The organism is Propioniciclava flava (assembly GCF_004126535.1).
GTDB classification, from domain to species: domain Bacteria; phylum Actinomycetota; class Actinomycetes; order Propionibacteriales; family Propionibacteriaceae; genus Propioniciclava; species Propioniciclava flava.
The window spans coordinates 199,235-213,155 of record NZ_PPCV01000002.1 but is presented as its reverse complement, the minus strand read 5'-3'; the positions used below and the strand labels follow the sequence as shown (position 1 = coordinate 213,155).

Annotated in this window: 15 protein-coding genes, 1 tRNA gene and 3 pseudogenes; 9 read left to right on the top strand and 10 right to left on the bottom strand. The window is 67.9% G+C overall.

From position 1 onward, the window contains the following. Nucleotides 1-3: 3 nt before the first annotated feature. The 5 genes and pseudogenes from C1706_RS03810 to C1706_RS13965 all read right to left on the bottom strand — a co-directional run bounded on the left by C1706_RS03810 (nucleotide 4) and on the right by C1706_RS13965 (nucleotide 2,227). Nucleotides 4-741 carry a hypothetical protein gene (locus C1706_RS03810; protein ID WP_129457902.1) on the bottom strand — a complete coding sequence of 246 codons (738 nt, stop codon included), beginning with the start codon at nucleotides 739-741 and terminating at the stop codon, nucleotides 4-6. A gap of 97 nt (nucleotides 742-838) precedes the next feature. Continuing rightward, entirely contained in the window at nucleotides 839-1,051 is a 213-nt protein-coding gene (locus tag C1706_RS14500) for a polysaccharide deacetylase family protein (RefSeq protein ID WP_241653412.1), read from the bottom strand. 43 nt (nucleotides 1,052-1,094) lie between these two features. Continuing rightward, a pseudogene (locus C1706_RS14930) lies at nucleotides 1,095-1,313 on the bottom strand (polysaccharide deacetylase family protein); the annotation flags it as partial. Nucleotides 1,314-1,331: 18 nt separating this feature from the next. Then, nucleotides 1,332-1,757 (bottom strand): thioredoxin, encoded by a 426-nt coding sequence (gene trxA, locus C1706_RS03800; protein ID WP_129457901.1) that lies wholly within the window; start codon nucleotides 1,755-1,757, stop codon nucleotides 1,332-1,334. Nucleotides 1,758-1,996: 239 nt separating this feature from the next. Then, complete coding sequence (locus C1706_RS13965; protein WP_164987398.1) at nucleotides 1,997-2,227, bottom strand: hypothetical protein; 231 nt, start codon at nucleotides 2,225-2,227, stop codon at nucleotides 1,997-1,999. On the opposite strand from C1706_RS13965, the gene C1706_RS03795 reads away from it, so the two are divergent. Genes C1706_RS03795 through C1706_RS03785 form a run of 3 tightly spaced genes read left to right on the top strand, consistent with a single transcriptional unit; the run spans nucleotide 2,172 to nucleotide 3,844 of the window. Further along, entirely contained in the window at nucleotides 2,172-3,341 is a 1,170-nt protein-coding gene (locus C1706_RS03795; protein WP_129457900.1) for an ISL3 family transposase, read from the top strand. The genes C1706_RS13965 and C1706_RS03795 overlap by 56 nt on opposite strands. An 18-nt stretch (nucleotides 3,342-3,359) precedes the next feature. Beyond that, nucleotides 3,360-3,620, top strand: a complete 261-nt coding sequence (locus tag C1706_RS03790) for a hypothetical protein (protein WP_129457899.1) — start codon at nucleotides 3,360-3,362, stop codon at nucleotides 3,618-3,620. A 17-nt stretch (nucleotides 3,621-3,637) separates the two neighbouring features. Then, entirely contained in the window at nucleotides 3,638-3,844 is a 207-nt protein-coding gene (locus tag C1706_RS03785) for a hypothetical protein (protein WP_129457898.1), read from the top strand. 38 nt (nucleotides 3,845-3,882) lie between these two features. On the opposite strand, the pseudogene C1706_RS03780 reads toward C1706_RS03785, so the two are convergent. Beyond that, a pseudogene (locus C1706_RS03780) lies at nucleotides 3,883-5,030 on the bottom strand (IS3-like element ISPfr10 family transposase). Between the two features lie 940 nt (nucleotides 5,031-5,970). On the opposite strand from C1706_RS03780, the gene C1706_RS14495 reads away from it, so the two are divergent. The 6 genes and pseudogenes from C1706_RS14495 to C1706_RS14485 form a co-directional block, all read left to right on the top strand. Further along, nucleotides 5,971-6,717 (top strand): hypothetical protein, encoded by a 747-nt coding sequence (locus C1706_RS14495; RefSeq protein WP_241653411.1) that lies wholly within the window; start codon nucleotides 5,971-5,973, stop codon nucleotides 6,715-6,717. Between the two features lie 106 nt (nucleotides 6,718-6,823). Next, nucleotides 6,824-7,780 carry a type IV secretory system conjugative DNA transfer family protein gene (locus tag C1706_RS14490; protein WP_241653410.1) on the top strand — a complete coding sequence of 319 codons (957 nt, stop codon included), beginning with the start codon at nucleotides 6,824-6,826 and terminating at the stop codon, nucleotides 7,778-7,780. 12 nt (nucleotides 7,781-7,792) lie between these two features. Beyond that, nucleotides 7,793-8,272, top strand: coding sequence for a single-stranded DNA-binding protein (locus C1706_RS03765; RefSeq protein WP_241653409.1), 480 nt, complete (start codon nucleotides 7,793-7,795; stop codon nucleotides 8,270-8,272). A 16-nt stretch (nucleotides 8,273-8,288) separates the two neighbouring features. Further along, the gene (locus tag C1706_RS03760; protein ID WP_164987417.1) at nucleotides 8,289-8,885 is read left to right on the top strand and encodes a hypothetical protein; all 597 of its coding nucleotides are present in this window, start codon (nucleotides 8,289-8,291) and stop codon (nucleotides 8,883-8,885) included. A gap of 4 nt (nucleotides 8,886-8,889) precedes the next feature. Beyond that, the gene (locus C1706_RS03755) at nucleotides 8,890-9,117 is read left to right on the top strand and encodes a hypothetical protein (RefSeq protein WP_129457897.1); all 228 of its coding nucleotides are present in this window, start codon (nucleotides 8,890-8,892) and stop codon (nucleotides 9,115-9,117) included. Between the two features lie 183 nt (nucleotides 9,118-9,300). Further along, nucleotides 9,301-10,344, top strand: a pseudogene (locus C1706_RS14485) (recombinase family protein); the annotation flags it as partial. A gap of 610 nt (nucleotides 10,345-10,954) precedes the next feature. Here the strand turns inward: C1706_RS14485 and C1706_RS03745 are convergent. The 4 genes from C1706_RS03745 to C1706_RS03730 all read right to left on the bottom strand — a co-directional run bounded on the left by C1706_RS03745 (nucleotide 10,955) and on the right by C1706_RS03730 (nucleotide 13,898). Continuing rightward, nucleotides 10,955-11,027: transfer RNA gene (locus C1706_RS03745), tRNA-Ala, on the bottom strand. A 45-nt stretch (nucleotides 11,028-11,072) separates the two neighbouring features. Next, nucleotides 11,073-11,843: a SepX/GlpR family protein gene (locus tag C1706_RS03740; protein WP_129457896.1), complete on the bottom strand. Its 771-nt coding sequence runs from the start codon at nucleotides 11,841-11,843 to the stop codon at nucleotides 11,073-11,075. A 136-nt stretch (nucleotides 11,844-11,979) separates the two neighbouring features. Then, nucleotides 11,980-12,603 carry a GNAT family N-acetyltransferase gene (locus tag C1706_RS03735; RefSeq protein WP_241653408.1) on the bottom strand — a complete coding sequence of 208 codons (624 nt, stop codon included), beginning with the start codon at nucleotides 12,601-12,603 and terminating at the stop codon, nucleotides 11,980-11,982. After that, nucleotides 12,600-13,898, bottom strand: coding sequence for a molybdopterin molybdotransferase MoeA (locus C1706_RS03730; protein ID WP_129457895.1), 1,299 nt, complete (start codon nucleotides 13,896-13,898; stop codon nucleotides 12,600-12,602). Before C1706_RS03730 ends, C1706_RS03735 begins: the two co-directional genes overlap by 4 nt. Nucleotides 13,899-13,921: the final 23 nt, after the last annotated feature.

Here is a 13,921-nt window from a genome sequence, read left to right as displayed (position 1 = left end):
AGGTCAGGCGGTGTGGGTGGTGTCCTGGGTAACGGCACGCAGCGCCCGTCGTAGCTGGTCGACGCTGATGGTGCGGTCGGAGGAGTAGAGCGAGGTGTCGTCGCTGACGCGGCGAACGGTGACGCGGGTGCGCTGCACCTCCAGCACATGGGTGACGCCCCGGGCGGCCAGCTCCAGCGAGGAGAGCTCGGCCTCGCCCAGGTCGACGGCCACGACCCGGTCGTCACGGGTGAGGACGATGCCGTTGACGGCGCGCACCAGGCCCAGGATTGGGCCGGCGTCGAGGCTGCCGTGGCCGGTGGACGACAGGCTGAAGCCCTCCAGCGTGGCGGCCTGCTCCAGGTAGGCGCGGGCTCGGTCGCGGAAGTCGAGGGCGTCGCTGGCCAGTTCGCGCATCTCGTCGGACCCGTCGGTGGCGATCTCCTCGAGCTGCTCGGCCGCCATCTCGTCGAGGATGGCCTGCACCTCCAGGCGTTGCTCGGGGGTGAACTTGGCTCCGCTACCGGCAACGTTCACCTCGTCCGGCAGGCGTCCGTACATCGCCAACAGGTAGCCAGCGGCGCTCAGTGCGACGAAGGCGACGGTGCCGATGCCGTCGTTGCCCTTGATCCACTCCAGCGCGGCGGCGAAGGCCAGCGGGACGGTGGAGGCGGCCACAAGCAGCAGCCTGCGTCGCATCGACCAGACGGGCCGGGGCTGGGACGTCAGGGCGGTCACTGGAGGGTCAAGGTGGCTGGGCATGCTTCGAGGCTACCGGGCCCTGACGCAAGAGATCGGGGTCACCTCGCGAGGAGGTGGGGCTCGAGCTCCAACCGCACCTGGCCAGTCGACTGGTGCGTCAGGCCGCCGGGTAGAGCTTCCCGGGCTTCGTGGAGCCCAGCAGCTGGCTGACCGTGACCAGCGTGTAGCCCTGCTTCTGCAGCGTGTCGATGGTGGGAGCGGCCGTATCCACGGTCCACAGGTGGATGTCGTGCATCAGCAGGATGGAGTCCCGGCTGGCGCGCTGCACCGTGAGCTTCGTGATGACCGCCGCCGTGTTGTGGCCGGCCACCCAGTCCTCCGGTGAGTTGTTCCCACACCACGACGGCCAGCCCGTTGGCGCCGACGACCTTGTCCGTGCGCTGCGTGCGGGCGGCATAGGGCGGACGCATCAGCGTCGGCTTCTGGCCGGTGATCCTCTGCAGGGCCGCATTGGTGCGCCTGACCTCCCACGCCGCCTTCGCGTCCGGCAGGTCGCTGGTCGGCTTGTGGTCATAGGTGTGGTTGGCGATCTCGAAACCCTGCGCATGCGTCTGCTTGACGGTGGCCGGGATGTTCGTCGACAGGTGAGGTCAGTCCAGGTGCGGCTCGACCCAGCGCCGCAGGGCCCCCAGCGACATGGCACCGGCCTGTCGGGCCACCACCTGGCCATCCCGCAGCAGTACCAGCGTCGGGATCGACTGGACGTCGAAGGAGGCCTGCGTGGCTGGCGACTCGTCGACGTTGACCTTCACCAGCTTGAGACGGCCGGCGTACTGCGCGGCGAGCCTCTCCAGCACCGGCGAGTACTGCTTGCAGGGGCCGCACCACGGCGCCCACAGGTCCACCAGGACCGGCAGCTTCGACGAGTCGCTGACAGCGGCGAAGTCGGCGTCGTGGGCGTCGGTGATCCAGGGCAATGGCGCGTGGCAGGTAGCGCACTGCGGCACCCCAGCAGCCACCGCGGGGACCCGGTTGCGGGTGTTGCAGGCAGGACAGGTGGTGATGTGGGCGTCCATGGTTCCTCCACAGGTCAGGGTTCATCGCTTCTCCAGGGGCGGCCACACCCGTGGCCAACCCGACACGTCCAGCGTGCCCCCGCACGGGTGCTTGATGCAGCATTGGAGCTGGTGGATGGGCGGGCGTCCACGCCGAGATGGGGGCCAGACCCCACACACCGCCGGCCATCCGACGCGCCGCGGTTCAGGCCGCCGCAGGGCTCGACTGGTGCGGGGTCAAGTCCCATGGGGTGCTTCCCTCAGGCTTCGGGGCGGAGGCGGATCAGGGCTTGCGCTGCTGCGAGCCAGTCCTGAGATGGTGTCGGTTCCTGCAGCCTCTGCAGGGCTTGCTGAGATTCGTGGCGCTCATTGTCGCCAGCCGGGTCGAAGACCTGGTACCGCTCCAGGAGCCAGCGGCACTGGGCCTGCTGTCCCATGATCTCGTCGACCCGCTCGCCGCAACAGCGGATGCACCGCGCGTCTTCCAACATGCGCCACGTCTGCAGGAGCTGCTTCGTGCGTTGGCGCAAACGCACGTGGACGTGCCCGGAGCCGTCGTGTCCGGTGGGGGTGGTCACCGAGCAGGACACCGGTATCGGCAAACCGCGGGCAATGCTGACCACCCGGGCCTGCCGCTGGGCGACCGAACAGCTCCGACGCGAGCACGCCAGCATCGCCGGACTGGCCCGGCAGTTAGCCACCACGTGGCGGACCGTGTGGACCAGCATCGAGCCGATCCTCGCCCGCGCCGCCGCCGACGAGTCCCGCTTCACCGGGGTCACCACCCTCGGGGTGGATGAGCACCTGTGGCATCACGTCAGCCCCCGCAAGCGCGGCCCCAAGGAACTCACCGGGATGGTCGACGTGACTCGTGACCAGGACGGACGCGTCCACGCCCGGCTCGTGGATCTGGTCCCTGGACGTTCGGGGACCGTGTACAAGACGTGGCTCGACCAACGCGGCAAGATGTTCAAGGCTCGGGTCGAGGTCGCCACGTTGGATCCGTTGCGTGGCTACAAGAACGCGATCGATGACAAGCTCGCCGACGCCACCGCCGTCCTTGACGCGTTTCATGTGGTCGCCCTGGCCGGCCGGGCGGTCGACGAGGTCCGTCGCCGGGTGCAGCAGGAGATCCACGGCCACCGCGGCCGAGCCGGCGACCCCTTGTACGGGATCCGGAACATCCTGCGCTGCGCGGCCGAGCGGCTCACCGACAAACAACACGCCCGCATCGCGGCGGCGATCGCCGCCGATGAACGCCACGACGCCGTCCACATCGCCTGGCAGTGCGCCCAGAAGGTGCGAGCCGCCTACGCCCACCCCGACCCAGCTCGAGGCCGCCAACTCGCCGAGCAGATCGTCGCCATCTTCCCCACATGCCCGATCCCCGAGATCGCCCGCCTCGGTCGCACCTTCAAACAATGGAAGGACGCCTTCCTGGCCTACTTCGACACCGGCCGCGCCAGCAACGGCGGGACCGAGGCCGTGAACGGGCTCATCGAGCTCCACCGCCGCATCGCCAGAGGCTTCCGCAACCGAGAGAACTACCGACTACGCATGCTCCTCATCGGCGGCGGACTCACCCTCGACCCACCGCAGGCATGAAGAGCCCGGAAACGCATCTTGGTCGAAGTCGCCGATCACGTGGAGTCCCGCAAGCCGATGGGTTCGAGCGAGTTGCAACCAGCGGCACAGTTGCTTCACCCGCAATACATCTTGCCCAATGAGCTGAGCAACAAGATGCAGCGCTGGCAGGGCACGGAGTGGCAGAAGCCGGCGCGTCACCTCATCAGGGCTGATCTGCGCGACATCTTCGCGGGCTTGGTACTGCGGACGAGGACTATGAGCGACACTTTGACGATCTCGAGTATTGCTTGGCACTGACCCAGGTGAAGCACGATGTGCGTTCCCTTTACGGGGAGTACGTTCGCGATCAGTTCGGGGGTGGTGGACGGGGGCCCGACGCCCCGCACGTCGAGGTGGAGTTCCGCCGGCGCTCCGCGCAGAGAGAGACATGGGTCAGCTACTTCGGTGGCTCGGAGCAGTTGGAGTCGGGTGTTACGACGCTGCGCGAGGCCATGAGGGAGTACCGGCGCAACATGTGGTGACTCTCGCCCTCAAGGGCCAGTCTTCTGGGCCGCCCCCTTCATTCGGTCCGGTCGCTCTGTGAGTCGTCGGTTTCGATTTGATGGGTGCACTGCCGAGCGTACTCGGCCGGGGGTAGGTAGCCGAGCGATGAGTGCCGACGCTGATGGTTGTACTCGGTCTTCCAGTCGCCGATCACGACCTGAGCGTGCAGCAGTGAGTAGAAGCTGTTGATGTTGAGGCACTCGTCGCGGAGGCGGCTGTTGAACGATTCGACGTATCCGTTGTGCCAGGGCGAGCCGGGCGGAATGTAGAACAGGCCGGTGCGGGTACCCGCCCAGTCGGCCATCGCGTCGCTGATGAACTCGGGCCCGTTGTCGCTGCGGAGCACACCCGGTGCTCCGCGGACGGCGACGAGCTCTTCGAGGTGGGCGGTGAGCCGGTCGGCGGTGATCGACCGCTCCACGAGCCCGCCGATGCATTCGCGGGTGTGCTCGTCGACGATGGAGCAGATCTTGATCGGGCAGCCCCGCTCGTCGGCGTCGAACTGGAAGTCCACCGCCCATACGAGGTTCGGTGCGACCGCCGCCGGGGCGTCGACGGTCGAGGATCCGACACGCTTGCGTCGCCGCTGCGGGACGCGGAGGCCTTCCTCTCGTCAGAGGCGTTGGATCTTCTTGTGGTTCACCGCCCAGCCCTCACCCCGGGCGTCGTGATACGCCCGCCGGTACCCGTAGCGGGGATGCTTCTTCGCCCACGCGCGCAGCCAGTCTCGCAACGTGCGATCAGGGTCGGCGACCGTGTCGCCCTTGAGCGGGCGACGGTACGCGGACCTGCTCAGCCCGGCCAGACGGCACGCCATCCGCTCGCTCACCTGCAGTGTCCTGATCAGGTGCGAGACGGCGGCGCGGCGCCTGCCCGGGCCTAGAAGTTTCCCTCGGCCAGCTCCTTGAGCGCGGCCTTCTCCAGCTCCGCTTCGGCCAGCAATCGCTTGAGCGTGGCGTTCTGCTTCTCCAGCTCCTTGAGACGCTTCGCGTCGTCGGCCTTCAGTCCGCCGTACTGGTTACGCCACCGGTAATACGTCTGCTCGGATATCCCAAGCTCCCGACACACCGCGGCGATGTCGCTGCCGTCGGCGAGCATCCTGTCGGCCTGCCCGAGCTTGCGGACGACCTGCTCCGGGGTGTGACGCTTCCTGATGTTCGACATGATCTGACCAGTCTCCCTGCCCGCAACCACGGGCGGCAGGACGACTCCCAGAACCACCGGACCTACAAAACGGGGTCAGCCCACTCAACTCACGCACGAGTGACTCGGTCAACGCGCGGATTTCGGAGAGCGACTCGTTGATCTCGAAGGGTGTGTTCCGGGCGATCCGGTCGAAGAGCTGCGCTTCGCTCTCGTCGTTGGTGCTTCGTGTTCTGGCGAGGGCGGCCCGGACCGCCTGGTACTCCGCGTGGGTCTTGAGTGAGCTGAGAAGCGCGTAGGTATCGAAGACGATTGCTTCGGCGTTGGATTCGAGGTACTGACGGCGAGCGCGACCCTCCAGCTTCCCGAGTTCCTGAACGTGGCCTGCCACGTTCTTGCGGTACAGCTTCAGTTGCTTGCGGATGTTGGGGCCGCTGGGAGTGATGGGCTCCCAGACAGAGTCTGTGATGGCGTCGAGTTCGCGGGTCTCCTTGACTGCCTCATCGACGGACTCCGCCAGTCCTTCAAGCTCTGCCCATTGCTCGTTTCGGATGGCCTTGAGCGTCTGCGTCGTGAGCTGGATGTTGGAGCGGACGAAGCCGGAAATCTCGCCGAGCTGCATTTGGAGCGCGATCATGGCGACGGCCGGGCCGATGGCTGCGATCGCTGTAGCGGCTGTCATTGAAGCGGGGATGAAACGCGCCTGGGCGACCAGTTCGCCGTTCTTGAAGATCGCCCCGAGCTTGGCGCCGTCCTTTGCTGCCATCTGGCCGCCGCTCTTGAGCAGGGACAGCGTGGCGTCGTTGCCGCGGAAGAGGCCCTGCGCGCTCGATACAGCTTCCGCAACGTTTCCGACGATGGTGCCTGCGTTGCCGAGGGTCGACACGCTCCCCGACGCCACTGGGCAGGAAGTCATCTTGCTCGGGCGTATCTCGGGCACGTTCGCGGTGCGGCGGCTGACATGAACCAGCGACAAGCCGGGGGCATGGGCGACGAACTCACCAACGCCGCCCTCGTCGGGCTGATCGGCATGTTCGGCATCGCGCTCGTGCTGCGCGCAGCCGGTAGCGTCACCTCGTTCCTCACCGGCCTGCCACAACCCGACGCCGGCCCGGTTGCGGGGCTCGGGGTGCTGTTCAACCCCGCAGACCCCGCGACCGCGCTCAGCGCCGAAGGACTCAACCCGATCCTGTACTGGCTCGTCAGTGCGGTCATGCTCGGCGGGCTCGCCGCCGGGATCGTCTGGGTCTGGATCATGCTGCGCCACCACACCAGGAAGGCCGAGACCGATCCGCACCGACTCGCCGGGATCGCGACCAGCCATGAAGTCAAGACCGCAGTGTCCGCGAAGGCACTGCTTCATCGCGCGGCCACGCTACGGCCCTCCTTGGAGTCACCAGCCCCGCAGGATGTCGGCTACCTCCTCGGGGCCAGTCGGGGCACGAAGGTCTGGGCATCGGTCGAGGACTCGATTCTGCTGATCGGCCCGCCCCGCTCGGGCAAGGTCTGCACGTCGTCATCAACGCGATCCTCGACGCACCCGGCGCGGTCGTCACCACCAGCACCCGGCCCGACAACCTCACCGCCACCCTCCGCGCCCGCCGCCGTCGCGGCGGCCCGGTCGCGGTGTTCGACCCGCAACGCCTGGCCGAGGACATCCCTGCCGGGCTGCGCTGGTCACCGGTGCGCGGCTGCCACGACCCACTGATCGCGATGATCCGCGCCAACGGCCTCGCCGCCGCTACCGGCCTCTCCGCTGGTGGGGTGGAGTCCGGAGGCTTCTGGGAGGGCAAGACCCCACCGCGCTTCAGAGCTTGCTGCACGCCGCAGCCCTCGACGGCAGACCACCCGCCGAACTGTTTAGATGGACCCTCGACCTCTCGGCTGCCTCCGAAGCGGTCGCGATCCTCAACTCCCACCCGAACGCGGCGATGGGCTGGGACGACTCCCTGGCCGCGATGATCGACGCCGACCCCAAGACCCGCGACAGCATCTGGCAAGGCGTCTCCCTCGCCCTCGCCGCGCTTGCCGACCCTCGCGTGCTCGACGCGGTGTCACCTGAGCCGGACGAGCAGTTCGACCCCGAGACCTTCCTCACCGAGCACGGCACCCTCTATCTGCTCGCCACCGGGGCAGGTGCGGGTGCCTCCGCGTCGCTGGTTGCGGCGTTCGTCGAAGACCTCATCGAAACCGCGCGCAGGCTCGCCGCCCGCTCGCCCGGAGCCAGGCTTGATCCGCCGCTGCTGCTCGCGCTCGACGAGATCGGGAACCTCGCGCCATTGCCGTCGCTCCCGACGCTCATGGCCGAAGGTGGCGGCACCGGGATTACCACCATGCCCGTGTTGCAGTCGCTCGCCCAAGCCCGCGACCGGTGCAGCGAGCATCAGGCCGGCGCGATCTGGGACGCCAGCATCGTCAAGATCATCCTCGGCGGCGCATCCAACAGCCGCGACCTCCAAGACCTCTCCACCCTCATCGGCGAACGCGACGAGTACACCGACTCGGTGACTCTCGAAGACCGAGGCACCCGCTCCAACCAACGCTCCATCCGCCGCGTGCCGATCCTGCCGCCCGACCGCATCCGCACCCTGCCCTTCGGCACCGGCATCACCATGCTCCGCTCCGCTCCGCACCACCCATCGTCACCGACCTACGAGCCTGGCCCACCCGACAGGATGCCGCGCAACTCCGCGGTGACCGCGCCGAACTCGAAGCCCTCCTGCGCCGCCCCGCACCCTGACAACTCTGGGCGCCGGGGCGCACCTGCCTGACACAGCGACCACATGCAGCTGGCCGCCCAAGTTCAGGAGGACGCCATCATGGCCATTCACACCCAGGAATCACTGTCGGGCTTCATCGCCTCGGAGCCGTTGCTCACCGAGACGGCCAAGGGCGACGCGAGGTTCTTCGCCCGCATCGGCAAGGAGCACTTCCGCCGGGAGGAAGACGGCTCGTTCACCCAGACCGAGACGACCTACCACCACCTGGTGATGTTCGGACGGTCGGCCGAGCATGCACACGCGAACTTCGCTCAGGGCGACAACTTCGTGGCCGAGGGCTACACGCGCCCGGTCAACTACGAGCGCAACGGCCAGGCGATCGAGGGCGAAGAATTCATCGCCAAGAAGATCGGCCACGACGCCGCGCGAACCCGCTACGAGGTGGACCGCACCCCGCGCAACTCGGCCGGACGCGACGCCGCCGCCTACGAGTCCCCGCGACGGACGAACGCTGCGGCCCAGGCCACGCCGGTCAGCATGTGAGTTCGGGAGCCACGCCATGACGAACGATCAGAACCAAGAACCCACAGCACCCGATCTCCCCGTCGGCCCGTCCGAAGTGGATGAGCCCGACGTGTTCGACGGGCCGCCCCGCGTCACCAACGCCGACATGCCCGAGCCGCCCCATCCGGTGAACTGGAACCTGCTCACCGCTCACGAGCTGGAGCAGGAATGGCTCGCGCTGAACCGGTGGGTTGACTGGCTGCGGCGCACCTACGGCCTCACCGTCGCGGTGGTGCCGCCGTTCTGGCACCACCACCCGGAGATGGTCTGGGAGCTGTCGGCACTGCACCTGCACTGGCTTGGGGCCTCCGACCCCGAGCAGAACGCGTCCGCACCCCTCGGCTGGCACCGCGACTTCGCCGACGCGCGAGAACGGCTCCGCTACTGGATCACCGCCTGCAGCACGCGCGGGGACCGCGACCGTCCCACCCGCCAGGCCGCCTGGCCCGGCGAAGAGTCCCCTTCAATCCAGGAGGTGAAGTTCGACGACAGGGACGAAGAGTTCGCGGACTTCGTGATCGCCCAGGTCCGCAAGCGCCAGGAAGCCGAAGACGAGTTCTACGCCAACCTGGCCGACGACGAGGGTCCGTAGACCGATGAGCCGCTATGCCAAGAAGACCGACCGTCGCCCCTACGAGGAGCGTTCGTTCTCCGTCCGGGCCGTCCACCGCGAACGCGCCGACCTGCACAAGCTCACCGAGGTCCTCATCCGGCTGACGTTGCACGAGACAGGCGAAAGCCGCGCGGCCCGCGAGGCCACGCGGGTACCCGACACCTACCGGGCGGCGACGGATGGCCTGGCCGCCTCTGAAGCCGCCCGGTAGAATGAACCGTGCAAGCCTCGCGATGCGGGGTGTTGTGGCCTAAACCTCGCCGCTCGGCGGGCAACACGCACCGAGACCATCGGGTCTCGCCCTACAGCCTTCACCGGCTGCTCTCACGATCAACACCCCCTCCCACGAACAGTTGGGAGCGCGAGGGTCGAACCGCGTGAGAGTGAGACCCCGATGACCACCATTGCCGACGATCCGGCAGCCAGCCTCACCGACCCGCCGAAGACAATGGCTGCCGCTGTGTCCTACCTGCGGGTCTCGACCCGCGAGCAGGCTGAGAAGGGCGGCACGGACGAGGGCTTCTCGATCCCGGCCCAACGCGAAGCGACCAGGCGCAAGGCCGAACAACTCGGCGCCGGCATCGTCGAGGAGTTCATCGACGCGGGAGCTTCGGCCAAGTCGTCCGACCGGCCCGAACTGATGCGGATGATCCAGTACGTCAAGGCCAACAAGGTCTCCTACTGCATCGTCCACAAGGTAGACCGACTCGCCCGCAACCGCGCCGACGACGTGAGCATCCACCTCGCACTCCAACAGTGCGGGGTCATGCTCGTCTCCGCGACGGAGAACATCGACGAGACCCCGTCGGGGATGCTCCTGCACGGCATCATGTCCACGATCGCCGAGTTCTACTCCCGCAACCTCGCCACCGAAGTCACCAACGGCATGACCCAGAAGGCCATCGGTGGCGGCACGAACGGACGAGCACCCATCGGTTACCTCAACGTCCGCAAGCGCGACGAGTTGGGGCGCGAGCTCCGCACCATCGAACTCGATCCCGAGCGAGCACCGATGATCGAGTGGGCCTTCAAGGCATACGCCTCCGGGAACTGGAGCGTCAGCCAGCTCCACGACGAACTCACCTCACGCGGACTCCGCAGCCTGCCCACGCCGAAGAGGCCGGCGAAGCCCTTGGCCGTGTCCACCATCCATCGCCTCCTGACCAACCCTTACTACAAGGGCGATGTCATCTACCGAGGCACCCGCTACAAGGGCAACCACCCGGCGCTCGTGCCTGCCGAGGTCTGGTACCAGGTCCAGTCCGTGCTCACCGCGCACCAGTGCGCCGTCGAGGCAACCCAAGTCCACGGCCACTACCTCAAAGGCACTATCCACTGCGGCCAGTGCGGTTCGCGGCTCATCGTCTCCAACGCGAAGAACCGCCACGGCAACGTGTACTGCTACTTCGTCTGCTCCGGCCGACACTCCAAGCGGACCGACTGCACGCGCCAGGCGATGCTCATCGAGGATGTCGAGAAGCTCGTCGAGGACTACTACTCCCGCGTCCAGATCACGCCCGCCCAACAGGACGCCCTCGCCGGGATGCTCCACCACGAGTTCGACCGGCTGATGGCCGCCGAAACCGAAGAACTCGCGCGTCTCACGGCCAACCGCGACCGGCTCGAAAGCGAGCAAGACCGACTCATGCAGGCCCACTACGCCGACGCGATCCCGCTGACCGTGCTCAAGCGCGAGCAGGACCGCATCGCCGCCGAACTCGACAAGGTGACCCGACGTATCGACGCCCACTTCGGTGACTACGCCGACGCTCGCGCCCACCTCGACGACGCACTCGGCCTGCTCGCCAACTGCGCCGACATCTACACCCGCTGCGACGACACCAACCGGCGTCTGTGCAACCAGGCGTTCTTCACCAAGGTCTTCATCGACGAGGACAACGAACTGCGCGTCGAGCACAACCGCCCCTTCGAGATGCTGCTCGATCCGCAGGTCAACGCCAACGCTCTGACCTGGGCCGCGGACGCGAACAAGGCCCGAACCTCGACCAACGTTTCCGTTGGCAAGGGTTCGAGCCTTGTGCGTGCGGTGGAGCTAAGGGGATTCGAACCCCTGACCTTCTCATTGCGAACGAGACGCGCTACCAACTGCGCCATAGCCCCTCAAAGCGAAGAACAGACTACCACGCTGCTCCGGGTCGGACGAAATCACTCGCCAACCGCGCGGGGGCGATCCGGGGACTCTCCGGACGCGGGAGTCTCGGCCGCGGGGGCGACCGGAGCGGTCTCCGGGCCGTCAGCGGTGACGGGGAGTGACATCTTGCTCGCGACGGGTGCGGACAGGTCGATGGTGCGCACGGTGCGTGGCGCGAGTGGGCGCGACACGTAGGTGGGGGCCGTGATGGGGATGGGCTCCCACAGCGAGCCGGTCCGCTCGATGGGGGCGCTCAGTTCGACCGACTGGGCCGCCTCGTCTTCGGCGGTGGATTCGTGGACGGCGATGGCGACGGTCATCTCATCGACGTCGCCGCCGCGGATGATCCGGGCCCGCTCGTCGAGTTCGCGGCGAAGTCGGGCCACGCTGAAGCGGGCCACCACGAGGAACGCGACCAGAAGGACGACAGGGACGGTGAGCACCCACCACGGGACCAGCCCGAAGGCGGCGAGCACCGCAGTGGTGATGCCGAGCAGGCTCAGGAAGATCATGACGTTGCGGCGGCGTCCGGCGGTTTCCCGGTCACGGTCGGCGAGTTCACGCAGCGCGGCACGACGGTTGTGGGGCGTCGACACGACGGCGGAACCGTTCTCGGCTGCGTCCAGGGCTGTCCCGCGACGCACGATCGTCACCGACGAGCCGAACGGCTCGCTGGGCTCGACTTCCTCGGGGGCGCCTTGCTCGCGACGATTCAGCAGCATGGGCACCAGGTAGACCAGCCAGCACGCCGCGACGGCGCCGAAGATCAGTCCCTGAAAACCCATGTCGCAAACCCTAAAGCCCGCCTGAGAAACGCCCAGGCAGGACGCGCCGCGCCCGCATCATCCACATCAGAAGTCGTAGCCAGAGGCCCGCTGGTGTCACCCCTAGGTGGGACACCACCCCCGTCGAGGGTGGCGTTCAACGATCGGCGGGCAGGCGTCCGAGCAGGCCCGCCGGGTCCACCTCTTCGGCGTGCAACGCGAACATCAGGTGGTCGCGCCAGGCGCCGTTGACGTGCATGTACGCCGGACGCAGCCCCTCCGCGCGGAACCCCAGCTTCTCTACGACCCGCAGCGAGTTGGCGTTCTCGGGACGGATCGCCACCTCGAGGCGATGCAGCTTCACCACGGTGAAGGCGTGATCGCCGCCCAGCGCCAACGCGGTCGGGACGACACCGCGTCCGGCCACGTCACGATCCACCCAATAGCCGGCCATACCCCAGCGGGCCGATCCGTACGTGATCCCCGAGATCGTGAGTTGACCCACGAGCCGAGAGACCCCGCTGGGTTCGGTCCAGGTGATCACCCACGGGAGCGACCGTCCGGCGCGGGCGTCCGCGTCCAGGCGGCGCACCATGCGGCGAAACGTCAGGCCACTATCGGGGGTGCCGGGCGGACGCGTCGCGTCCCAGGGAAGAGTCCAGGCAGCGTTGCGGGCGCGCACCGCGTACCAGGCGTCCTCGTCGGTCGCCCGCAGGGGACGCAAACCGATGGGACCGTGCTGCAGGCTGACCGGCCAGCGCCGAGCCCTTCGCAGGTTCACCGGGCCCCGGGATCCGTTCCGTCGCCGAGCACCAGGCAGTCCACATGCGTGTTCGCTTCGACCCGCCCCGCGTTCGGCGGGATGATCGCCAACACGTTCGCCCGGGCCAGATCCCACGCCAACTCCGAATCGGCCGCCGCCACGGGCGTGGTGGCGCCCAGCAGCGTCCGGACGGCGGGCACGTACTGGGTGACGCCAACCTCGGACTCGATCGTCTCGGTGAGCCGCCCCAGGACGCGCTCGCCGGTCAGCGGATCCACCTCGTTGAGGGTGTGGACCAGCGGACGCACCAACGCCAGGTAGGCGACGTACGCGGAGATCACCCCGGCGGGAAGCGCCACCATTGGCGTCTTGGTGTCACCGAGCGCCGCGTAGGCGACCGACACCTGGCCGTTGAGACCCACCAGCGCCTCGTCAACATCGTGGGCGCCCGGAACCGAGCCCACGAACGACGCGCCGCCCACCACGACGATCAGGTCGGCGCGAATCTGTTGGTCGTTGACGACGCGGGCCACCGAGGCGGCATCCGCAGGGACGACGCCCAGCGGGTACACCGTCGCGCCGTCGCTGCGGGCGGCGGCGGTGATCAGCGCGGTCGTTGCGTCGTAGCGTTGCTGAGGGGCAGTCAGAGCGCGGCCCGGTTCGACGAGGGTCTCCCCCACCGTGAAGACCACCAGGCGCGGACGCGGACGCACCATGACCTTGTCCAGGCCGACTTCCGCAAGCACGGCCACCGAGCGCGGGGTGAGCACGTCACCTGCGTGCAGCAGCGGCGTCCCGTCGGACAACTCCGACCCGGCACGGCGCACGTTTTGGAACAGGCGCGTCTCGGTCCCGATGACGATGGTGTCGTCAGCCCCAGGGGCACCGGACGCCAAGGGCACGACCGCATCGACCCCGTCGGGAACGATCGCTCCAGCCTCGAGGCGGACCGTCGCTCCTGCCACAAGGGGGCGTCCCGGGGCGTCCGCGGCGCGGATGCTGCCCACCAGATGCAGCGCTACAGGCTCCAACGGGGTCGCCCCCACCAGATCGGAGCCACGAACGCCGTAGCCGTCAATGCGCGCGGTGGTCACCAGCGGCAGATCCAGGTCGGAGACGATGTCCTCGCACAACACGAGCCCGGGCACATCCAGGATCTGCATCGCGAACGGGCGCATGTGCTGGACCTTGCCCAGCAAGAACGCACGCTCCTCGTCCAGCGAGCGGGCGGTTCCTACGCGGTCGGAGAATGCCGCGGAGCGCGGGGCGTCGCCCTCGACGCCGTCGTTCGTCATGGGTGCGAAGCTGGCCATGAAACTACGATAAGACAAGGAGC